Source organism: Psychrobacter glaciei (genome assembly GCF_014652895.1).
Classification (GTDB): Bacteria; Pseudomonadota; Gammaproteobacteria; order Pseudomonadales; family Moraxellaceae; genus Psychrobacter; species Psychrobacter glaciei.
Genome location: NZ_BMZR01000001.1, coordinates 911,401 through 933,817 on the forward strand (window position 1 = coordinate 911,401; position 22,417 = coordinate 933,817).

A 22,417-nucleotide genomic window follows, 5' to 3' on the forward strand; every position below is an offset into this window, starting at 1 on the left:
CAGTCAATAGGTTCAAAGAAAATCATAAAGGAGTGATAAAGAAAAAATATGTAAGAACAATGGAGAGTGTGTGGAATAATAAAAATCAGTGCTTTTTGGTGTCGCCAACCACTTTGTCCATAATCGCAAATAGCAGGCCGGATAGAACGAATGTCATGTGAATAATGACCTTCCACATGAGTTTGTCTGCTTCACCCTCACTCAATTCATTAGGGATATCCATAAAGGATTTTAAAAGATCAATAGCAGAAATAGCGACGATGGCACCGATGACTTTTAATTTAAGCCCAGAAAAATCTACTTTCCCCATCCAACTGGGTCGATCAACATGATCGCCTGTGTCAATTTTTGAGACAAATATTTCATAGCCACTGAATATGATGATTAATAACAAACTGGCTACTAATGAGAGGTCGACTAGCACTAATATATTAACAATGACATCTGATACCGAAGCGCTAAATACAGTGTTGAACATCATAAATGTTTTTTGAACGAACTTAACAAATAATAAAATAATACCTAGTACTAGCCCTAGATAAAAAGGCGCTAGTATCCAGCGGCTATTGAATATGGTTTTTTCTAAGTAAAATTCAAACTTTTTTAGCATGGATATCTCTTAGGTTTTTAAAGATAAAAGTAATGATGAGTTTATTGATACACTCTAATAAAGTTGCTGTGAGGCTATATATTGCTAATGTCAGTAAGTTGCGCTACTACCTGCTGAACTCGCTCCTGTCTATCGCCACCAATGCGCTGGAATGGTCTTTGGTGCTTATTTAGTTGGCTGGCGAAATAGGCGCTTATCTCGTCACGTTGATGCGGACTATCCCGCAAGTCATCAGCCACCCATGGCGTATCAACGTCAGTCAATAATATCAAATCATAATGATGTTCCAATGCCGCTTGCTCAAGGGCGATAGGACAGTCGCCATAGTACCAATTGGAATAAACCATTAGCTCAAACAGACTGGTATCACAAAACAAATAATGGCTAGCATCGGACGTCTGAGCGACTTGTTTGGCCAGTTTATTTTCTAATGCAATCTGACCTTGTGCGATAGGTAGCAGATCATCCCACGTGCAAGTCAGCTGCTCGTCATCCCACTTTGCTTGTAGGTAGGTGCGCATATATTCTGATACCCAAGGGCTATCAAAATGTGCTGCCAAATCCCGACATAAAGTCGTCTTGCCCGTACTTTCGGCGCCTAAAACAGCGACATTTATGACAGATTTAGGCGTATGCTGCGTGAGATTGAATGCGATAGCGTCGTTGCCATTCATAATATGCCCAGATTGCGATGAGAGTGAAAACTACATATTGTAGCGCGGTAAACGTAAAACCTTTATAAAAGTATAGCGGTACCGATATCGCATCGGCAATAATCCACAGTATCCAATGCTCAATCTTGCGCCGTGCCATGAGCCACATCGCCATAAGGAACAAGGCGGTAGTGAGCATATCAGTGTAGTCGACCCACGTAAATAAATGCAGTCCAAGTACTGCACCATCGAAGCTAAAACCGTTATTAATCACTGGTCGGAAATAATAAATCAGTGCTACAAATCCGATCGTTCCCGCTGCCAAAGTAGAGAGTATAGGTATATCGCCTGCATGCAGGTGCTCGATACGGACATTATTAGCATCGTCTGACTGCTTGTGCTCGACAGATTGAATCTTCTTATTCTTTGACCAATTAATCCAGCCATATAGGCTCATCACAGTATAGTAAGCGTTGATAAACATATCGCCAAACAGCTGCCACTTCCACAGTAAATAGACAAATATCGCAGTGCTGACCAAGCCAATAGGAAAGACCAGAATATTGGTTTTGCTGGCAAGTAAGACGCTTGCCACGCCAAAGACGACGGCAATCAGTTCAAGGACAATGAATATCGTAGAGTAGTCAGCGTATTGACCAAATAACCAATTGAGAAGTTCTGCCATTAGCTTTCCTAGATATGAGCGTGTATTGATATTTTTGCTAAATAATACTATTCGATGAATAGTACAGAGTAAAACAGCGCCAATTATAACGTAGCTACCGTAAAATGAACTGAGTCTTTGCTTATTTATGGCGAGAAACAGATTATTTGTAACAAAGTATTAGAAAAATTATAATATTCAGGCATAATAAAGGCACTGATTTTAAGTTTACAGTTATTCACTGAAATTGAATGGCTATTATTTTTCCACTTTTATGCTTATTCCAAGCACCACAGTAGTAGACAAGGAAGCTTATCATGACGACTTGTATCACGGGCACGGGCCTATATATCCCACCTTATAGCATCAGCAACGAAGAGTTAGTAGAGTCATTTAACCAGTATGTTGAAAATTATAATGCACAGCATGCTGATGAGATAGCAGCAGAGACTGTGACCGCACTTGAGCCTTCTTCAGCCGCTTTTATCGAAAAAGTATCGGGTATCAAATCACGTTATGTGATGGAAAAAGACGGTATTTTAGATCCTGAAATCATGGCTCCCGTGATTCCTTATCGCAATCTAGGCGAAGAGCTGTCTATCATGGCAGAAATGGGTGCCGCAGCGCTTAGAGATGCTTTGGCAGATGCTGGACTTGAGGCCAATGACTTGGATGGTATTATCCTTGCTTGCTCAAACTTTCAGCGCACTTATCCTGCTGTTGCCATCGAAATTCAAAATGAAATCGGTATGATTGGCGGCTTTGCTTATGATATGAACGTCGCTTGTAGTGCCGCGACTTTTGGTCTATCACAAGCGCACGGTTCTATCGTATCTGGTTTGGCCAAGCGCATCGCTGTGGTCAACGTTGAGATTACCTCGGCGCATCTAAACTGGCGTAACCGTGATAGCCACTTTATCTTTGGTGACGTAGCGACAGCATCTATCGTTGAAGATCTCGATACGCCAAAAGGTTATGAGATTCTTAACTCTAAGCTATTTACTCAGTTTTCGACTAACATCAAAAACGAATACGGCTTTATGGATCGCTCAGAGTTTTTAGCGGCACAGACTGAGATGTATCCAGATATCAAAGAACCAGTCACGGATAAGTTGTTTTTGCAAAATGGCCGTAAAGTATTCCGTGAAGTTTGTCCAAAAGTGTCAGAGATCATCACAGAGCATTTGACTGAGAACGAATTACAAGCCAGTGATGTGAAAATGATGTGGTTACACCAAGCCAATGCCAATATGTTAGATTTAATTCTACGTACGGTCATCGGTAAAGAAGCAGATAAAGCGATTGTCCCAAGCGTCATTGCTGAATTTGCCAATACCAGCTCAGCCAGCCCGATGATTGTGTTCCATCGCTATAAAGATGAGTTAGCATCAGGTGATTTGGGCGTGATTTGTTCATTCGGCGCAGGTTATTCGATTGGCTCAGTATTGGTTCGTAAAGTGTAGCGTTTCATTCTAGATCTTTTTTAACGATAAAAATAGCCAAGATCCTTCTTGGCTATTTTTTTATGTCTACGTTTTTAGCATCGCATTTTATAGACACTAACTGATGAGAAAACAGGGTGGTATTTCAGCAGCGATAGGAATGTCTGCCAATAGAATGGCAAAATTACTTAGAATAGCAGCAAGATTACTCAGAGGTTTTAATTTACGGTGAAAAATTTGCTATAATCACGCTCTTACTCTTATCATCCAATTAAAAGTCCTTTTATGAAAGAATCCTTACGCCTGCGTTTAGACCAGATGGTAGACCGTTATGAAGAGGTCACCGCCTTGTTATCAGATCCTAGTGTCATTAGTGATAATAATAAATTCCGTGAATTGTCTGTCGAGCACAGCGACTTGATGGATATCACTACTTTATGGCAAAACTACGTGGGTGCAGAAACAGATCAGGCCGATGCAGAAGCTATGCTAGCCGATGCGACAGATCCTGACATGAAAGAGATGATGCAAGACGAGATTGATAATGCTCGTGATACCATCGTAAAGATGGAAGAAGCGCTTAATCTTATGATGCTACCAAAAGATCCTAACGATAAAGTGCCAGCATTTTTGGAGATTCGTGCAGGAACTGGCGGCGATGAGGCAGCGATTTTCTCCGGTGACTTGTTCCGAATGTACCAAAAATACGCACAGAGCCAAGGCTGGACATTGGACGTGCTGTCTGCAAGCGAAGGTGAGCATGGCGGGTATAAAGAAATCATCACTCGCGTATCAGGCAACAGCGTCTATGGTCGCCTAAAGTTTGAGTCTGGCGTGCACCGTGTCCAGCGTGTTCCTGAAACCGAAAGCCAAGGCCGTGTGCACACCTCAGCTTGTACCGTTGCAGTCATGCCTGAAGTTGAGATTGATGATACCGTCGAGCTCAACCCAGCTGATATCCGTTTTGATACGTTCCGTTCAAGCGGGGCTGGTGGTCAGCACGTTAACACCACCGACTCAGCTGTACGTTTGACACACATTCCAACGGGCACAGTCGCAGAGTGTCAACAAGAGCGTAGCCAACACAAAAACCGCGCACAAGCGATGAAAATGCTCATTTCACGTATTCAGCAGGTTAAGGTACAAGCACAAGTCGATGTTGCTGATTCGATGCGCCGCGACTTAATCGGTAGTGGCGATCGCAGTGAGCGTATTCGCACCTATAATTTCCCGCAAGGGCGTATGACCGATCATCGTATCAACCTGACCTTATACAAGCTCGACTCTATTATGGAAGGCGACTTGGATGAGATTCTTGACTCATTACTACGTGAGCATCAGGCTGATTTGATGGCGAGTATCGGCGGTGGCGACTAGCAGCCAATCCTACAACACATTGGCAGTTTTATGATTTTTCATCATGATGTCATTTTTTTATAATAATAGGGTCTGTTGAACATTCAAATGTGGAACTGGCAGTGGCTATTTTTTAGACAATACGCAGTGAAATTTTTGACGCCTAGCATTCTAGGTTAGACAATTTCGCCATGTATTGGCAAAAAATAGTCCTGCCCTGAAAGGCTGATGCTAAAATCACCTCAAACGTTGTTATAAACCTAGCTAAGGTCTCGACATTATCGTCGGTTTACGCCTAGTTTGATGCGATTTTAGCGATCAGCAGTCCTAATATTTGAATGTTCAACAGACCCTAAGCATTGATTTAATTTTTCTGTTTTCGTTTATCCATTTAATTACCTAATAATATTGAGAGTGTTATGTCAAAGCACAACAATCAGAATCAAGAGCAAGCCCCAGAAGACGCTAACGAGCTAATTGCTCAGCTGCAAGCTAAGCTAGACGATATCACTGCTTCAGGCAAGCAGCCTTATCCAAATACGTTCAAACGCACCGATTATGCACAAGATTTGCAAGCAGCCTTTGACGGCGTCTCAAAGCAAGAAATTGAAGAAAAAGCGGCGAATGGCGAAAAAACACAGGTCAACGTAGCAGGTCGAGTCATGCTCAACCGTGGCTCGTTTATTGTCATCCAAGATATGAGCGGCCGTATTCAGCTATATGTCGCGCGTAAAGAGCTCGATGATGAGACGCGTGCGAGCATTAAGTCGCTAGATTTGGGTGACATCGTAGGTGTATCAGGTTATATCGGTCGCTCAGGTAAAGGCGATCTATACGTGCATATCGAAGAGATCAGTCTGCTAACCAAATCATTACGTCCAATGCCAAATAAATTCCATGGTTTGGCAGATGTGGAAGCCCGCTATCGCAATCGTCATCTTGATTTGATGACTAATGAGACGACTCGCGATACGTTTATGATTCGCAGTCAGGTCGTCAGCGGTATTCGTAAATTCATGTTGAATGAGCGCTTCATGGAAGTTGAAACGCCAATGATGCACCCGATTCCAGGTGGTGCTGTTGCACGTCCGTTTGTGACGCATCATAATGCTTTAGACATGCCACTGTATTTACGTATCGCGCCTGAGCTTTATTTGAAGCGTTTGGTGGTTGGCGGTTTTGAAAAAGTATTTGAGATTAACCGTAGTTTCCGTAATGAAGGCGTCTCAACCCGTCACAATCCTGAATTTACGATGATTGAGTTTTATCAAGCGTATGCGGATTATCATGACTTGATGGATTTGACCGAGCGCTTATTTAATGAGTTGGCGATGGATATCTTAGATACGACTGAGATTACTTATCAAGAAGAAGCCATCAGCCTAAAAGCGCCGTTTGCTCGTTTATCGATGTCTGATGCGATTGCCAAATATGCCGAAAACTTCGACATGGCACATATCAATGATCGTGAGTATCTAGCAGAGTACGCATCTACTACGCTCAAGCAGCAAGTAAAAGATGGCTTTGGTGTGGGTAAACTGCAAACAATTATCTTTGAAGAAACCGCTGAGCATCAATTACGCCAGCCAACCTTTATCACTGAATATCCTGCAGAAACCTCACCACTCGCGCGCCGTAGTGACGACAATCCTGAGATTACCGATCGCTTTGAATTGTTCGTTGGTGGTCGTGAATTGGCCAATGGCTTTAGTGAGCTAAATGACCCAGCAGATCAGGCGGAACGCTTCCGTGGTCAAGTCGCTGAAAAAGACGCGGGCGATGATGAGGCCATGCATTTTGACGAAGAATATATCGAAGCATTGTCTTATGGTTTGCCACCGACAGCAGGTGAGGGTATAGGTATTGATCGCTTAGTCATGCTACTCACTGATTCAGCGAGCATTCGTGATGTGATTTTGTTCCCACATATGCGTCGCAAGCTTGACAACTAGACTAGCGTCTACTTATTATGAAATATAGTCAATCCTATATAAATTAGATACGATGTCAGGCTCGCTTAGTCTACTACTTGTAGTACTTTCACTCGCTTTCCTTGTGTCTAAATTATATTTAACCGACTATGACGCTGTTACTGAACTGAGTATAGAGCGAGTTTTGCAACGTTGATGACAGACGCTCAGTGGTTTATGAGCACTCATTTATAGGGATATTATGGACACTCAGCACCTACCGCTCTCAGTTTGGCAGCAGATGATTCGGCAAAGCTTCTTATCTTTGTACGATGTATCAGAAGAAGACAGTAACCATTCCCAGCATCTATTGCAGGGTTATGACTTTGTTTTTGAGTTTTCTGGTGCGACGGTTTACCTTATCGTCAATGACGTGGTGATGCAGGCCAATCAGCAAGAGGTTGACAGTACGCAGGTTCGTGAGTGGCGAAAAGAAGTGGTTAATCAATTAATCAAGCGTCATGCGCAGCTTTATCTAAAAAATGACGAGGCACTGGCTGACGCAAACGCGTCGGCATCGAACAAGGCGATTTATTTTATTGGTCTGACGTCACTTGCTATTAAGCATGAAAATGATAACCCAGAGTCACAACCCCATACAGTCAATTACGAGTATGGCAGTCAGTTCTTTGCCGAAGACTGTGTGCTGGACTTGGACGATGAGGAGAGTGTCTTACAAGTATTTAGTCATCAAAACTTTGTCGACATTCTCAATCAGTTGGTGACCCCGAGTGATCTCAGTGCTTATTTGGACTTTCATCGCCGCAAGCTTGCTGGCTTTGAGACGTTTCAAGACGAATCAATGTTGCTCGCCCAATTTTTACAGTCGCCTGATTTTCACCAAAGAGCCATTGAGGTTCAAGAGCAGTTGGTCGCTCATCAGTTAATAGACCAAGTGGAACCGCGCTTGCTCACAGCAGCAGAACCCGACCAAGTAACTTTTGCCAATGCGCTGATGCTCGATATTCAAAAGAATACTCGCATGTGGTACAAGCTATTTAATAGCTTGATTCAGCAGTATTATGAGGCGGGAACACCACTGCCAAAAGAGCAGGTCGATGTGTTGGTCGATGAGTCAATGTATACCTATGCGTGTTTAATAGAAAAAATATTGGCGCATAGAACGATTGATAAAGATTCAAACTGGAATGGTTATGTTTGTCATGAGCATTCTTATCATGTATTTGGTCGCCATTATTTGATGGTGTTTTATGCACAAGATGAAAATAGCACATTAAGTGCAGACAAGGTTCGCGCCTCGCATCAGGATTTATTGTTCGAGCTTAATTCACAGATGCAGCAGCCGGTGATGGACCATTTGTTCTTAATTGGCGTAGAGGTTAGACCTTGTGAAGACAGCGTCAATACTGAGGTGCATGTTGACGTGTTTCATCAAAATGGCTCGGCTATCGACGCAAACACACAGCGCTTATACGAGCAATTGGCTGAGCTAAGATCGCAGTCATAGACTCATCATATTGTAGATCGCTGATCTGATGCTTCACCTACATTTGTACTTTTCACATTGGCAGTTACTATATTGGCAGTTATTATGACGCAGCAATATCAAGTTTTAGCTCGCAAATACCGTCCCAAGAACTTTCATGAATTGATTGGGCAGACGCACGTCTCGCAAGCATTGATAAATGCCATCGATTACAATCGTCTGCATCATGCTTACCTCTTTACAGGTACGCGCGGTGTGGGCAAGACGACGATTGCGCGTATTTTATCTAAATGTCTGAATTGTGATACTGGGGTGACTAGTACGCCTTGCGGTGTGTGTGATAATTGCGTCGCCATCGATCAAGGTCGTTTTATTGATCTGATTGAAATTGATGCGGCCTCTCGTACCAAAGTGGAGGACACTCGCGAGCTGTTAGATAACGTGCCTTATGCGCCAAGCCAAGGACGTTACAAGGTCTATCTAATTGATGAAGTACATATGCTGTCTACGCACAGTTTTAATGCCTTACTCAAGACTTTAGAAGAGCCGCCTGAACATGTAAAGTTTTTGCTAGCGACGACCGATCCACAAAAATTGCCGATTACTATTATCTCGCGCTGTTTACAGTTTGTGCTGCGTCCGTTGCCGCAAACGTTGCTGAGTGAGCATCTGGCAAATGTCCTTACCCAAGAGCAGGTAGGTTATACTCAGCCGGCACTTTGGCAATTGGCCAGTGCGGCAAAAGGCTCGGTACGTGATGCTTTATCCTTGACCGATCAAGCCATTGCTTTCGGTCAAGGTGCGCTGGATGATGTCACTGTAAATGCCATGCTTGGTCTCATTGATGCGGCTGATTTGGTCAGTTTAATTACCGATATCTATAATCACGATAAGTCTGCTGTTGCTGCACATATTGAGCAAATGCGCGCGCAAATGGTTGATGCGACGAGTATGTTTGATGGGCTGGCTGAGCTATTACATCAATTGGCGTTGACCCAGCTGCTTCCTGAAGTGGCTCTCAATGTGAATGAGGCGCAAGCTCAAGACATTAATACGCTTGCGCAGCATATGAGCCCAGACGTCCTGCAACTGTATTATGAAATTGTCGTGCAAGCGCGTGAAGGGGTTAAGCTTGCCAGTACCCCGATGCAAGCGCTTGAGATGTGCATTTTACGTTTGTTAGCCTTTCGTCCGTTGCCAGTCGATGAAGTACTAAGCCCTATTTATGATGGCTCTGTATCATCTGAAGTACCAGCTATAGAAAATACAACTTCTACGCAGGCAGCTATTACCCATTCAACTTCGATACCGCCGTTACAGCCTTATAATATCGACTATCAAGAGCAAGCCAGTATTGAGCAGCCAAACGCTAGTTTTGATGAGAATGCGTTAAGTATTAATCCAGCTCATGAGCCTGAACCCGTTGTTGAGCCTGAACCCGTTGTTGAGCCTGAACCCGTTGTTGAGCCTGAACCCGTTGTTGAGCCTGAACCCGTTGTTGAGCCTGAACCCGTTGTTGAGCCTGAACCCGTTGTTGAGCCTGACGCAAATGATTCTCAATTACTATCTGAATCTGATGATCCACGCACGTTGTTGCGCTGCGCACCGCAAGAATTGATAGGCGAGTGGACACCAGAGAAATGGGATTATTGGCTACAAACTGCTCGTGAAGCCAAGATGTTGGCACAAGACGAATTGGCACTTGCTCGTCAAGGTATGATGATGGGTCTATGTAATGGCAAATCGATCTTTGTTACTAGCGTTGACAGTAAGCACTTGCAGGTGACTTTTCAGCAACTGGCAGAAAAACTGCAACAGCAGTTCACGCAGGCAGATATTGGTCTGCAAATTGATGGTAGCGTCATGCAAGCGGATGACAAAACACCTGAGCGTCGTCAACAAAAGCGTTTGGTACAAGCAAAGACGGTAGCAGAATCAAAATTGATGAATACACCGGTGATGAAATATCTGACCGAGCGCGGCGAAGGAAAAATGGGCAAAGTTCAGTTATATTAAACAGTCAGAAAAACGATTATTAATATTATTTAATAGTTTATGTAGTTAATAGATACAATATATCATAAAAAATATCAAGTCGATGTTATACTATCGCCTTGATATTTTTGCTTTTATTACTTATGAAATAAACTTAATTCAAACAACAGCAGTATATTTAATCGCTGTAAGGTAAACTAAAATCCTTTATAATGGTTAAGTTATACTAAAAATTAAAACGCAGCTTAGGTGAGAATATGTTGGATAATTTACGCGGTATGGCTGTGTTCGCCAGTGTGGTTGGACATGGCTCGTTTAGTGGCTCAGCTCGTGAGCTTGGTATTACTACCAGTGCAGTCAGTCAGCAAATCCGCTCGTTAGAAAACGACTTAGGTGTCGTACTATTGCATCGCTCTACTCGTAAGCTCAGTTTAACGGAAGCGGGTGAGAGTTTTTACGAAGCGGCAAAAGACGTGGTCAGTGCGGCTGAGCAAGGTAGAATTAAAGTCAATCAGTTACGTGATGAGCTCGCAGGTAGCTTGCGTGTGGCTACAACACCTGAGCTTGGAGTCAATCATATTTTGCCGGCCTTATCTACTTGGATGGCGGCACATGATGACCTGAGTGTTACTTATTTAGCAGACAATCATTATATCGATATGATTGATGAGCGTATCGATATCGCGATTCGTATGAGTCCAACGATCAATGATTCTAGTTTGAGTAGCCATCCTTTAACGGATGTGCGCCAGATGCTTGTCGCCTCACCACAATATCTACGCCAACATGTAAAACTTAAAACCCCTAAAGATTTGGCCGAACATCAGCTGATTTGTATTGAAATCATGAAAGATGCCAATCAGATTGATATGATTCAGACCGAAACTGGCAAAAAATCGCGCATAAAACTGAATTCACGGATTTATACCAATAATGTGTTTATGGCCACAACTTTGGCAAAAGAAGGCCACGGTTTGGTTAGAATGATGGAAATGGACATTAGAAAAGAGCTTGAAAGTGGTGAATTGGTCGAAGTATTGACTGGTTATCAGCTGCCGAGCTTTGTGCTATATGCGGTTACTTTAAATCGCGATCAGCAGCCGGCTAAAATCACGCGTTGTCTAGAAGTGCTGAAAAAATACTTCCATGCGAATTAACTTTTAATCTATTTATATACATATAAAGCTTGATCAGTAGTAAGAAAAAGAAGCCTATAGATAGCAATTATCTATAGGTTTCTTTTTAACTGTAAATAGGGTTTGTTTCTCTAAACCTTTGGGCTAAAACAACGGCTTTAATAAATCAATCAAACGATCAGCCACTTGTGTGCTTTCGTCACGGCTGATGTTAAGCGGTGGCAGTAAGCGTACCACATGGCCACCAGTTACATTGATAATCAGATTTTGCTCGTCACGGGCACGATCCACCAGCTTGCTACAATCCAACTCTTCAGGTAGCGCGATACCAATCATCATACCAGCGCCGCGACTGCTAACGCCATATTGTCCCAATGTATCGACTATACTTTCTCTGATGAATAAGCCTTCCGTCACTGCGTTTTCCATGATATTACTGTTCGCTAATACCTCGTAGACGCTATGGACCACGCGGCTGGCCAATGGTGTGCCACCATAAGTAGAGCCATGGCTACCAGCACCGAACAAGCCGTTAGCGCGACCGCGTACCATACAAGCGCCGACTGGAAAACCGTTACCTAGACCTTTGGCTGTCGTTAAAACATCAGGACGAGCGTTGCTATGTTGATAAGCAAAATATTTACCGGTGCGACCATTACCGGTTTGCACTTCATCCAACATAAATAGCCAATTATGAGCATCACATTCTGCTTGCAGCTCTTCTAAATAAGTAAAGCCATTGGGGGCAGTATTGAGTCCACCCTCGCCTTGGATAGGCTCTACAAAGATGGCGCAAATGTCATCATGAGCTTGCGCGGCTTGCTTAACCGCTGCAATATCGCCAAAGGGCACACGGATAAAGTCATCGTCCAAGGTATAAAAACCTTCGCGTGCTTTTGGGTTGGCAGTTGCTGATAAGGACAGTAAGGTACGGCCATGGAACGACTGCTCCATTACAATGACCTTTGGACGTTTAAAACCTTGCTTGTATGCATATAAACGCGCCATTTTTAACGCCGCTTCGTTTGCTTCAGCGCCACTATTAGCAAAAAACACGCTGTCCATTTGAGCTGCTGTACATAGCACTTCGCCAGCGCGCTCTTGCCAATCGATACCGAATAGGTTGCTCGTATGAACTAAGGTACCTGCTTGCTGCTGAATAGCATCAGTCACTTGTGGATGGCAATGTCCTAAGCCGCACACCGCGATACCAGTTAAGGCATCTAAGTATGGCGTATCGTCTTTGGTATAGAGCCAACTGCCTGAACCGCGTGTAAAGCTGATTGGTTGACGATTATAAGTGGGCATCAGGTAAGTAGCAGACATGTAAAACATCCTTGGTATAATAATTGAATAAAAGTGTAGGTTATAGCTCGTCAGAGAAAGGTGTGGTCTCTGCAGGTAACGTGTAGTCTTCGTTTGCCCAAGCACCTAAGTCGATAATTTTGCAGCGACTGCTGCAGAATGGTTTATATTTATTGTCTTGCCATGCCGTCTGGGTACCGCAGCGTGGACAAGGATAGGTCTTGGGGGAGGTGTTTGAAGTAGAGTCAGTCATAATAAGTGAGGCCATCCTCATGGTTATTAGGAAAAGTACAATCAGTGAAAGAGAATCGGTATAATAGCATGGGGCTAAAGAATGACAAAAGGCAAATACCCGTCTATCTATGTCAAACCAAATCAAACCAAATCAATCTAAGCAAAGCCAATAGTTTAACAATCAAATTGATACCTTGATAAAGGTTATCGTTCACAGGGCTATATCTTATCATGATGCAACAACCAACGCTTTCCCATCAGAAAACCCGCGCTTTTCAACCACATAAACTGTCAGCACCGCGTGACTTTATTGTTCCAACAATAATCAACGAAATTGAAGATAATGTCCCTTTACTGCTAGAGATTGGTGCAGGGAAGGGTAAGCACGCGCTCAGTTTTGCTACACAGAATCCTGGCAAGCAGCTGATAGCCATTGAACGTACTCGTAATAAGTTTGAAGCCTTTGCTAAACTTGCCACACAGCAAAATGTAGATAACTTAAATGCTATTCATGCTGATGCCATCGCGTGGATCGTACATGCGATCGCACCCCGTAGTATTGCCAAAATTTTTATACTATACCCCAACCCTGAACAGCACAATCCTAATCAACAATGGTTGAATATGCCATTTTTTGAGTTCTTATTATCGCGTCTAAAAGTAGGCGGAGAAGTGGTGCTAGCGACTAATATAGAAGCGTATATGGATAATGCAGCGCAACAAGCCTCTGCGGTATGGTGTTTGCCAAATATTCGCCACCACGTGCCAATAGACAGTGAGCGTACGCACTTTGAGGTAAAGTACCTAGCACGCGGAGAGACATGTTGGGAGCTGACGATGCGTAAGCCAGAGGGCTATAAAACGAGGTTTGATGATTGGCATGCTAGTAATGTGAAAGACAAAATATAGCCTAAGCAAATAACGCAACCATTAAAAATAATTCATGATGGCAAATTCTATTATATATTAGATAGCCTAAGCAATTAAAATGATTACATAAAAAAGACTGCCACTAAAGGGCAGTCCAAAAATCGCATATTTTTATACTATAAATAAGGCTTCACTAATTTATTAGAGTCCGTATAAGCGTCTAAAACTGTTAAAAGAGTATAAGCACCAATAAACTTACGACTAATAAACATAAATTCTTTTGGCGGCAGATTAAATTCAAAAGACTGCATCGCCCGTGTCGCAGCAGATGAGAGGCGTGAATGCAGCTTGCTGTTTGCCCAGATATAGCGATTTTGTTCATCCAAACACTCAGTAGGAATGTCACTATTCATCGCGGGATCACTAAAAGGCTCAGTTGCCAATAAAAATAACGAGGCAATATCAGAACGAACTTTTTCACTCATCGTGTCAAAAAAGTCATAGCCAGTCATGGCTTGGATCATCGCCTGATGATCATGACGATAACCAGCTTTTAGTAAACCATGAGCAATCGTCAATAGAGTATTATCAAACTGGCGAATAGCCCCAAAATCTAATAATACTAACTTATCAATATCGTTTTCATTATCGCTGACACGGACGAGGTAGTTACCAAAGTTTGGGTCCGTTTGCATCTCGCCCCAAACAAAAATCTCTTGCATCATAATTTCTATGGCTGCTTGACCAATGGCATTGCGGCGCTCATGAGGCAAAAGCTGTAGCGCTTCAGAAACAACGCTAATGCCAGGCTCATAAGACATACATAACAGACGTTTGCTCGAATAAGTGCGATTTATTTTGGGCACAGCATAACGTGGATCATCTATTAAGCGCTCATAAAAACGCTCAGTGGTTGCAGCCTCTGCCTCATAATCAACTTCGTGATGGAGTAGGTCGCGTATCTCTTCAAACCATGCATCGAGCGAGCGCGTTTGCGGGACAATGTTGCTGACTTTTAGCAAACGCTTAAATAAGGCAAGATCAGAGTTGATGGCGTCTGCCACCCCTGGATATTGAATTTTCAACACCACTTGCTCACCAGTCGCTAACACCGTGGCTCGATGGACTTGGGCAAGAGAAGCTGTACCAATCGGGATAGTATCTACATCAAGCTCACTGAGTTTGTCACCCAGTAGTTGACGCAAGGTATGCTCGATGGTTGGCCATGACAGGGTAGCCGTATCATCATTAAGCGTTTGTAAGGCACGTGTTATTTCAGGCGGCAATACATGCTCACCATAAATGGCCAACATTTGACCGATTTTTACTACTGAGCCTTTCAGTTTGCCCAGTTCTTCTGCCACATAATTTGCCTGCGCTTCCATAAAAGCTTGGTTACGTGCCGTGCGCGCTTCTTTATTCAAAAACATACCAGACACGCTATTGCCTGCCCAACGACGACCAATATTTAAAGAGGTTTTGGCAATCGACATACGACGCTCAAACCCTGAGGTTTTTAAGTTGTCAATTGACTGCTTATTATTAGAAGGTTTAGACGTATCATTTGCCATAAATATAATCATTCATCCAGTTGGTATTGATTTGCGGGTTCAAAACCTACAATACAAGAGAGATGCGACGCGCAGGTACAAACGGGTACAAAATTGTATCATATAAAGAGAAGGCGGTTTATAAGCCTTAGTTGACTACTGGCAGTTACTTTGTAAGCTAAAGTAAGATTCGAACGTTTACACACGTTAGCCAATGTTGTTGCTACAAACGACTTCATAAAGTAAAAAGTCTGTATCGATTTAAAGATACAGCAAAAAACACGACCTAGCATAGTACTAGGGCGTGTCATTAATTAGCACATTGATATATTTTAGTAGTCTTAAAACGGCTCAATTTTGCCAAACATCGTCAGAAACCTTGTCAATAATGGACTATGCCTTTGCTTTTTCGCGGGTAATCGCATGATGACCGATATCGCGGCGATACTGCGCCCCATCAAAGCTGATTGCACCTGTTACTGCCAATGCGGCTTGTTGAGCTTCTGAGATAGTATCTGCTAATGCCGTCACGCATAATACTCGTCCGCCATTAGTAATAACTTCTTTGTTATTACCCGTATTTGCCGTATCAGCATTGCTATCATGTGAAAAAGCCGTGCCTGCGTGAAAGACTTTAACCGCACTATCACTATTGGCATCCAACTCTGGCAAGCCAGCAATCACATCACCTTTTGAAGAAGTTTCAGGATAGCCTTTTGAGGCAACCACGATACCAAGGGCAGGGCGCGCATCCCATTGAGCATCACTTGGTAATTGACCTGCCAGCCCTTGAGCGACCAGATCTACCATTGAAGACTGCAAGCGCATTAAAATAGGCTGTGTCTCTGGATCACCAAAACGGCAGTTAAATTCGATGACATACGGATCGCCTGCCTTGTCAATCATGAGACCAGCATATAAAAATCCAGTATAAGGATGACCGGCGGCATTCATAGCGTTAACGACGGGCTGAATAACTTGTGCCATTACCTTGTCATGAACCTCTTGAGTAACGACTGGTGCAGGAGAATAGGCACCCATACCACCAGTATTAGGCCCAGTGTCGCCTTCAAAAGCGCGCTTATGATCTTGGCTGGTTGCCATCGGCAGGATATTTTTGCCATCAACCATACAAATAAAGCTGGCTTCTTCACCTTGTAAAAACTGTTCGATAACGACACGACTACCAGCGTCGCCAAACTTATTGTCAGCCAGCATATCGTCGATTGCATCATGTGCTTGTTCGACAGTCTCCGCAACGATGACGCCTTTACCGGCAGCTAGACCATCCGCTTTGATGACAATAGGCGCGCCTTGTTCATCGATATAGGCTTTGGCAGCATCAGCATCTGTAAATCCTTGGTAAGCCGCCGTTGGGATATCGTTCTGTGCCATGAATTCTTTGGCAAAGGTTTTTGACCCTTCTAATTGCGCACAATATGCGGTCGGCCCCCAAGCCTTGATGCCAGCAGCACGGCAGGCGTCGACGATACCTGTAACTAGTGGCGCTTCTGGGCCTACGATGACCATATCGATGGCGTTATTTTGGCAAAACTCGATGACAGCACTGTGTTCATCTGCCTCACTGTGTGCAGGCTCTAAAACAACGTTTTGGCATTTAGGTTCAAGGGCAGTACCAGCATTGCCTGGCACGACGTAAACGTGTTGGACATTGTCGTCTTTTGCACATTGCCATGCTAGCGCGTGTTCGCGACCACCTGAGCCAATCACCAAAATATTCATCATACGTCTTGCCCTTAGCATTAAAGTTAATAATGAGTTAGTCATACACTCTGAGAGATACGGTCATATTCTAACAAAAAAAGTGTCTTGATTACCATGAGTATCCACTTGCCAGCAAGTATTCGCCAATAATTAAGGCCTCATTGTCTCATGAGCAAAGGTTATCGGCATGTTGCTGATTCATGAAATGATGTTGTACGCTTTAGCTATGAGCGTAGGTGCGTTACACTTCAACATATTAACGGTATCAAATCTAGCAAGCCGTTTGCTCTTATAAAAGTTAGGCAATAAAAACCAGGAGAGGATGCCAATAATAACAAGGTAGCTCACAAATGGAGTACTACCATCTGACATCGGTAAGATTCATTATATTCAAACGTTGCTAGTCATTGATATTGATTAATGAGTGAAAATAGATAGAGAAAATTGAAGTACTAAACTTATAACAAGGACAGCAAACATGCCAAACTCTCTAAGTATCGCAAAAGAGCACATAAGCCAGATAAGCGATATTGCCACCAACTATGTACAAAATGACAAATCGCTATTTGATCATTTTATTCATAGTTATTACCAGCCGCTGCATCAGGAAACAGCAGAGGCAATAAGTAATACTGATTTAGCTGGCATGGCACTCCATCATTTTACGCTACTGAAATCTTATGATGGCAAAAAACCACAACTCGCCATTTTAAATCCAAAGGCAGAAGAGCAGCATTTCCACAGCTCACACACAGTAATACAGATAGTGGCTTACGACAGGCCGTTCTTGGTAGACACAATCTTGATGAGTCTTGAGGCTCAAGGTATTGACGTCCATCGCACGTATAACATCATTATTAGTGTTGCGCGTGATGATGACGGCAATATCGTTCATATTGAAGGCGCGCATGAAAGCGCCACGTCTCACTTATCTTTGATTCACTGCGAAATTGCCTATCAAGACGACGAAGAATTGGCGGCATTACAAGAACTATTATTAGCAAAAGTGGACACGCTTGATACGGTCGTTGGCGATTGGAAGCAAATGAGAGAAAAACTGACTTCTATTCAATCTGAACTGTCAAAAAAACCACTGCCAGAAGTATTCTATTCTCAGAAAGAGATTCAAGCATTTTTGGATTGGATATTAGACGATCATTTTATCTTTTTAGGCTATCGTGAGTACCGCTTAGAAGGCGGTAGTATGATGGATGTCAACAGCGATGCTACCAACGCTAAAAATGCAGACTTGGATTTATTTGCTATTGGTAATAGTGGGCTTGGTCTGCTACGTGGCGCTGAAGAAGACAAACTGTCAGAAAGCTTTAGCCAATTGCCAACAGTACTCAAGCAGCTATTGACTGAGCCGCGCGTATTGATGCTCTCTAAATCAAGCCGTGTCTCACCTGTGCATCGTCCAGTATATATGGACTTTTTGGGTATTCATAAGTTCGATGACAACGGTAAACTGGTCGGTGAATATCGATTTATCGGTTTGCTAACGTCGCAAGCCTATCAGCTGACCGTCCAGCAAATACCACTACTGCGCGAAAAAGCCAATAAAATAATGGCAATGGCGTACCTGCCACGAGATGGTCATGCACACCATAAGATGATGCACGTCATCAATACCTTGCCACGTGATGACCTATTTCAAGCCAGCGTCGAAGAGTTATATCCCATTGTCTCTGGCATTAGCCAATTACAAGACAAAAAGAGCCTACGTCTATTCAGCCGCATCGACCATTATCAGCGTTTTGTTTCCTGCTTGGTCTATATTCCCCGTGATAAATTCAACACTGAATTGCGCATTAAAGTACAAAATGTCTTGAAAGATGCTTACGGTGGCACGTCATCTGGCTTTACCACTGAGTTTAATGAATCTGCCCACGCTCGTGTGCATGTCCATGTACGCACCGTGCCCGGTCAAGTTAATGAAGTGAATACGGCAGCTCTAGAAGAAAAGCTATCGGCACTCATGCAGTCATGGGGTGATCATTATCAAAAAATGCTACTTGATAATGTGGGTGAACAACAAGCCAATGCACTCAATCGTCGTTTTTTAAACTATATACCTGCCGCTTACCAAGAGCGCTTTGATGCTCGTACTGCCGTCGAAGATGTCAAGCGTCTGGCTGGGTTAACCGACGTTCAGCCAATGATTTGGCACTTGTATCAGTCAACAGGTGACGCGAGTAATCAGTTGCACCTGAAGCTCTATGGTCGTGAGCAACCAGTCATCTTGTCAAAAGTATTGCCCATTCTTGAAAACTTTGGTGTCTCGGTAATTTCGGCGCAAACCTATGAGTTTGACTTGCCTGAGAAGCCTATTTGGATGCAAGAGTATGAGCTCACCTTGGAACATGTCGATACGGTCAATATGCAAGTGGTGCGCAATCAATTTGAAGAGAGTCTCAAGCAAATTTGGGCAGGACGTGTTGAGAGTGACTCTTTTAACGAGCTGGTATTGATTACTAAGCTAGACACTTATGATGTGGTCGTGCTCCGCGCCTTGCAGCGCTATATGATGCAAGCCCGCGCACCATTCTCTAGTGCTTATATTCAGCAGACTGTGGTCAAAAACAGCGACATTAGTGTGGCATTAAGCAGCTTGTTCGATGCGCGTATGAATCCTAAATATAGTGAAGAGGCGCGCCAAGAAAAAACCACGCAGATTCAAGAGCAAATTACAGCGGCATTGATAGACGTTGATAGTCTAGATGAAGACCGTATCTTGCGTTGGTACTTAGACTTGATCAATGCAATGGTGCGTACCAACTTTTATCAAACAGATAGTGAAGGTGTGCGTAAAGATCGCCTATCGTTTAAGTTTTTGGCAGCAGATATTCCAAACTTGCCTAAACCTAAGCCGATGTTTGAGATATTTGTCTACTCGCCACGCGTTGAAGCCGTACATCTACGCGGTGGTAAAGTCGCCCGTGGTGGTCTACGTTGGTCAGATCGTATGGAAGATTTCCGTACCGAAGTACTTGGTCTGGTCAAAGCGCAAATGGTCAAAAACGCGGTTATCGTGCCGGTCGGTTCAAAAGGTGGCTTTATCGTCAAGACCAAATCTATGGCAGATGGCCGCGAAGCGTTCCAAGCCGAAGGTATCGCCTGTTATCAGACGTTCTTACGCGGTATGCTCGATGTCACGGATAATATTGTGGATGGAAAAATTGTCCCGCCAGCCGATACGGTGCGTCATGATGAAGACGATCCGTACTTAGTCGTTGCAGCCGATAAAGGTACGGCAAGTTTCTCTGATATTGCCAACGCCTTGTCTGCCGAATACAACTTCTGGCTCGATGATGCCTTTGCCTCGGGCGGCTCGGTCGGTTATGATCACAAAGCCATGGGTATCACCGCTCGCGGTGGTTGGGAGTCGGTTAAACGTCACTTCCGTATGCGCGGCATGGACATTCAAAACCGTGATGACTTCACTGTGGTCGGCATCGGTGATATGAGTGGTGATGTATTTGGTAATGGTATGCTGCTCTCAACCCATACCAAGCTGGTCGCTGCTTTTAACCATCTGCATATCTTTATTGACCCTAATCCAGACACTGCTGTCTCATATGCCGAGCGCGCGCGCTTGTTTGAATTGCCACGCTCATCGTGGGCTGATTATGAAAAATCATTAATCAGTCAAGGTGGTGGTATATTCTCACGTCAAGATAAAAGTATCGCTATCAGTGCTGAAATGAAAGACCTCTTCGATATTAGCGAAGACAACTTAGCCCCTAACGATCTCATCAGTGCTTTGATGAAATCACCGGTTGACCTCATTTGGAATGGTGGTATCGGTACTTATGTCAAAAGTGAAAGCGAGAGCCATGCCGATGTTGGTGACCGTGCTAATGATGTGCTGCGTATCAATGGTAATGAGCTGCGCTGTGCGGTGATTGGAGAAGGGGGTAATCTGGGCTTCACCCAGCAAGGGCGTATCGAATACGCACAAACGGGTGGGCGCATTTATACCGATGCCATCGATAACTCAGGCGGCGTGAACTGCTCAGATCATGAGGTCAATATCAAAATCCTACTCGGCAAAGTAGTCGAACAAGGCGATATGACTTTAAAACAGCGTAATGAGCTGCTAGAAAGTATGACTGATAATGTGGCAGAATTGGTGCTGCGCCAGAACTATCTACAACCGCAAGCGATTGAGCTCAGCCATATCCGTGCCGCTGCTAACTTAAGCGATCATCAGCGCTTCATCCAGATGCTAGAAGGTGAAGGGCGTCTTGACCGTGCTATTGAGTACTTGCCAGCAGACGAAGAGATTGCCAAGCGTCAAAAAGCAGATACGGGTTTGACCCCTCCTGAGCTTGCAGTGGTCATGGCGTATGGCAAAATGTGGGTTTACGACAACTTGTTGCTATCCGACTTGCCAGATGACCCGTATTTCATCAATGAGCTGCGCAAGTACTTCCCAGATGAGCTGGCTACACGGTTCTTTGATGAGATGACTGAGCATCGCTTGCATCGTGAGATTATCAGTACTTATATGACCAATAGTGTGGTCAACCGTTTGGGTATCGAAGCATTGTTCCGTCTCTATGAAGAAACAGACCAATCTCTAGCGACCATCATCCGTGGATATGCGATTAGCCGTGATGTCTTTAATGTATCAAAAGCTTGGAACACGCTTGAGTCGTTAGACAATAAAGTCGATGCGACATTATTGCTTAACCTTGAGCTACGTCTACGTGATGCGCTCGAGCGCGGTGTGGTTTGGTTCATCAATACCTTTGGGCAAAACTTGCAAGTCGCTGATATGATTAGCCGCTTTAGGGATAGTGTTGAGAAATTAACCAAATCAGGCGGGTTCATTGAGCAGCAATTTGCAGAGTACTTAGAAGAAGACACTCATAGCCTAATGCAAAAAGATCTGTCCGATAGTGATGCCACCTTGTTTGCTATGCTGCCTTACCATGTCGATGCGCTAGATGCGGCGTTACTTGCCGAGCAGTATGAACGTCCTGTCGATGAGATTGCGACTCTATACTTTGAAGCCTATCAAGTCTTGCAGCTCGATTGGATGACGGATAACATCGCGACCTTACCGCAACAAGGCTATTGGGATCGCCGTGCTCGTCATGCCTTAGCGAACGAATTATCACGCAGCTTGCGTCTATTGATGGATGCTGTTCTCTCAAAACCAGATGCAAAACAAGCATTTAGTGAATGGAAGTCTCGTCATCAAAACCAGCTCGAATTGATAACGACAGAGATGCATAAGCTCGATAGTAATGATGATATTCAAATCAGTCTGTCAACGCTATCTGTGCTCATGAGTGAGCTGAGCGGCTTAGTGACAAAGTAGCTAGAATAGTAACTAGCAAAACAGTTGCTATTAAAATAAATGATCGTAAAAAAACCACCGTTATCCATTAACGGTGGTTTTTTATTATTCAATAAACGATGGTCATTAAACGTTGGCTGTCATGTTCTAGT

At 43.7% G+C, this 22,417-nt stretch carries 15 protein-coding genes; 8 read left to right on the top strand and 7 right to left on the bottom strand.

The genetic code is table 11. The annotated features are described in order from the left end of the window. Positions 1-85 precede the first annotated feature (85 nt). The 3 genes from IE130_RS03795 to pnuC all read right to left on the bottom strand — a co-directional run bounded on the left by IE130_RS03795 (position 86) and on the right by pnuC (position 1,948). Entirely contained in the window at positions 86-610 is a 525-nt protein-coding gene (locus IE130_RS03795) for a TIGR00645 family protein (protein ID WP_189581882.1), read from the bottom strand. A gap of 74 nt (positions 611-684) precedes the next feature. Then, complete coding sequence (locus IE130_RS03800) at positions 685-1,284, bottom strand: AAA family ATPase (RefSeq protein ID WP_189581885.1); 600 nt, start codon at positions 1,282-1,284, stop codon at positions 685-687. Beyond that, complete coding sequence (gene pnuC / locus IE130_RS03805; RefSeq protein WP_189581887.1) at positions 1,235-1,948, bottom strand: nicotinamide riboside transporter PnuC; 714 nt, start codon at positions 1,946-1,948, stop codon at positions 1,235-1,237. Before pnuC ends, IE130_RS03800 begins: the two co-directional genes overlap by 50 nt. Before the next feature lie 296 nt (positions 1,949-2,244). Between pnuC and IE130_RS03810 the strand changes: the two genes are divergently transcribed. The 6 genes from IE130_RS03810 (at position 2,245) to IE130_RS03835 (ending at position 11,294) form a co-directional block, all read left to right on the top strand. Beyond that, positions 2,245-3,390 (top strand): beta-ketoacyl-ACP synthase III, encoded by a 1,146-nt coding sequence (locus tag IE130_RS03810; protein WP_189581890.1) that lies wholly within the window; start codon positions 2,245-2,247, stop codon positions 3,388-3,390. Between the two features lie 264 nt (positions 3,391-3,654). Beyond that, positions 3,655-4,746 (top strand): peptide chain release factor 1, encoded by a 1,092-nt coding sequence (gene prfA / locus IE130_RS03815; protein ID WP_189581893.1) that lies wholly within the window; start codon positions 3,655-3,657, stop codon positions 4,744-4,746. Positions 4,747-5,144: 398 nt separating this feature from the next. Beyond that, positions 5,145-6,677 carry a lysine--tRNA ligase gene (gene lysS / locus IE130_RS03820; protein WP_189581895.1) on the top strand — a complete coding sequence of 511 codons (1,533 nt, stop codon included), beginning with the start codon at positions 5,145-5,147 and terminating at the stop codon, positions 6,675-6,677. 220 nt (positions 6,678-6,897) lie between these two features. Beyond that, positions 6,898-8,163 (top strand): hypothetical protein, encoded by a 1,266-nt coding sequence (locus tag IE130_RS03825; protein ID WP_189581899.1) that lies wholly within the window; start codon positions 6,898-6,900, stop codon positions 8,161-8,163. Positions 8,164-8,247: 84 nt separating this feature from the next. Then, complete coding sequence (dnaX, locus tag IE130_RS03830) at positions 8,248-10,158, top strand: DNA polymerase III subunit gamma/tau (RefSeq protein ID WP_189581902.1); 1,911 nt, start codon at positions 8,248-8,250, stop codon at positions 10,156-10,158. 236 nt (positions 10,159-10,394) lie between these two features. Next, a complete protein-coding gene (locus tag IE130_RS03835) occupies positions 10,395-11,294 on the top strand; it encodes a LysR family transcriptional regulator (protein WP_010198065.1) in 900 nt (299 codons plus the stop codon). A 123-nt stretch (positions 11,295-11,417) separates the two neighbouring features. On the opposite strand, the gene IE130_RS03840 is transcribed toward IE130_RS03835, so the two are convergent. Together IE130_RS03840 and IE130_RS03845 are read right to left on the bottom strand one after the other, a co-directional pair. Continuing rightward, complete coding sequence (locus tag IE130_RS03840; RefSeq protein WP_189581905.1) at positions 11,418-12,599, bottom strand: aspartate aminotransferase family protein; 1,182 nt, start codon at positions 12,597-12,599, stop codon at positions 11,418-11,420. 40 nt (positions 12,600-12,639) lie between these two features. Next, positions 12,640-12,831 carry a DNA gyrase inhibitor YacG gene (locus IE130_RS03845; protein WP_010198061.1) on the bottom strand — a complete coding sequence of 64 codons (192 nt, stop codon included), beginning with the start codon at positions 12,829-12,831 and terminating at the stop codon, positions 12,640-12,642. A 212-nt stretch (positions 12,832-13,043) separates the two neighbouring features. Here IE130_RS03845 and IE130_RS03850 point away from each other — a divergent pair, with 212 nt between their 5' ends. Next, positions 13,044-13,721, top strand: a complete 678-nt coding sequence (locus IE130_RS03850) for a class I SAM-dependent methyltransferase (protein ID WP_189581908.1) — start codon at positions 13,044-13,046, stop codon at positions 13,719-13,721. 137 nt (positions 13,722-13,858) lie between these two features. On the opposite strand, the gene IE130_RS03855 is transcribed toward IE130_RS03850, so the two are convergent. Further along, the gene (locus IE130_RS03855; RefSeq protein ID WP_189581911.1) at positions 13,859-15,253 is read right to left on the bottom strand and encodes an ABC1 kinase family protein; all 1,395 of its coding nucleotides are present in this window, start codon (positions 15,251-15,253) and stop codon (positions 13,859-13,861) included. Positions 15,254-15,625: 372 nt separating this feature from the next. Continuing rightward, on the bottom strand, positions 15,626-16,975 hold the full coding sequence (gene purD, locus IE130_RS03860; protein WP_189582569.1) for a phosphoribosylamine--glycine ligase: 1,350 nt from the start codon (positions 16,973-16,975) through the stop codon (positions 15,626-15,628). Positions 16,976-17,435: 460 nt separating this feature from the next. On the opposite strand from purD, the gene IE130_RS03865 reads away from it, so the two are divergent. Then, a complete protein-coding gene (locus IE130_RS03865; RefSeq protein ID WP_189581914.1) occupies positions 17,436-22,286 on the top strand; it encodes an NAD-glutamate dehydrogenase in 4,851 nt (1,616 codons plus the stop codon). Positions 22,287-22,417: the final 131 nt, after the last annotated feature.

Bases quoted from the DNA above. Each gene is read 5' to 3' on its own strand.
- IE130_RS03795 (WP_189581882.1), bottom strand. From the start codon at position 610: ATGCTAAAAAAGTTTGAATTTTACTTAGAAAAAACCATATTCAATAGC.
- IE130_RS03865 (WP_189581914.1), top strand. From the start codon at position 17,436: ATGCCAAACTCTCTAAGTATCGCAAAAGAGCACATAAGCCAGATAAGC.
- lysS (WP_189581895.1), top strand. From the start codon at position 5,145: ATGTCAAAGCACAACAATCAGAATCAAGAGCAAGCCCCAGAAGACGCT.
- IE130_RS03850 (WP_189581908.1), top strand. From the start codon at position 13,044: ATGATGCAACAACCAACGCTTTCCCATCAGAAAACCCGCGCTTTTCAA.
- IE130_RS03855 (WP_189581911.1), bottom strand. From the start codon at position 15,253: ATGGCAAATGATACGTCTAAACCTTCTAATAATAAGCAGTCAATTGAC.
- purD (WP_189582569.1), bottom strand. From the start codon at position 16,975: ATGAATATTTTGGTGATTGGCTCAGGTGGTCGCGAACACGCGCTAGCA.
- IE130_RS03800 (WP_189581885.1), bottom strand. From the start codon at position 1,284: ATGAATGGCAACGACGCTATCGCATTCAATCTCACGCAGCATACGCCT.
- IE130_RS03845 (WP_010198061.1), bottom strand. From the start codon at position 12,831: ATGACTGACTCTACTTCAAACACCTCCCCCAAGACCTATCCTTGTCCA.
- IE130_RS03835 (WP_010198065.1), top strand. From the start codon at position 10,395: ATGTTGGATAATTTACGCGGTATGGCTGTGTTCGCCAGTGTGGTTGGA.
- IE130_RS03810 (WP_189581890.1), top strand. From the start codon at position 2,245: ATGACGACTTGTATCACGGGCACGGGCCTATATATCCCACCTTATAGC.
- prfA (WP_189581893.1), top strand. From the start codon at position 3,655: ATGAAAGAATCCTTACGCCTGCGTTTAGACCAGATGGTAGACCGTTAT.
- dnaX (WP_189581902.1), top strand. From the start codon at position 8,248: ATGACGCAGCAATATCAAGTTTTAGCTCGCAAATACCGTCCCAAGAAC.
- IE130_RS03825 (WP_189581899.1), top strand. From the start codon at position 6,898: ATGGACACTCAGCACCTACCGCTCTCAGTTTGGCAGCAGATGATTCGG.
- pnuC (WP_189581887.1), bottom strand. From the start codon at position 1,948: ATGGCAGAACTTCTCAATTGGTTATTTGGTCAATACGCTGACTACTCT.
- IE130_RS03840 (WP_189581905.1), bottom strand. From the start codon at position 12,599: ATGTCTGCTACTTACCTGATGCCCACTTATAATCGTCAACCAATCAGC.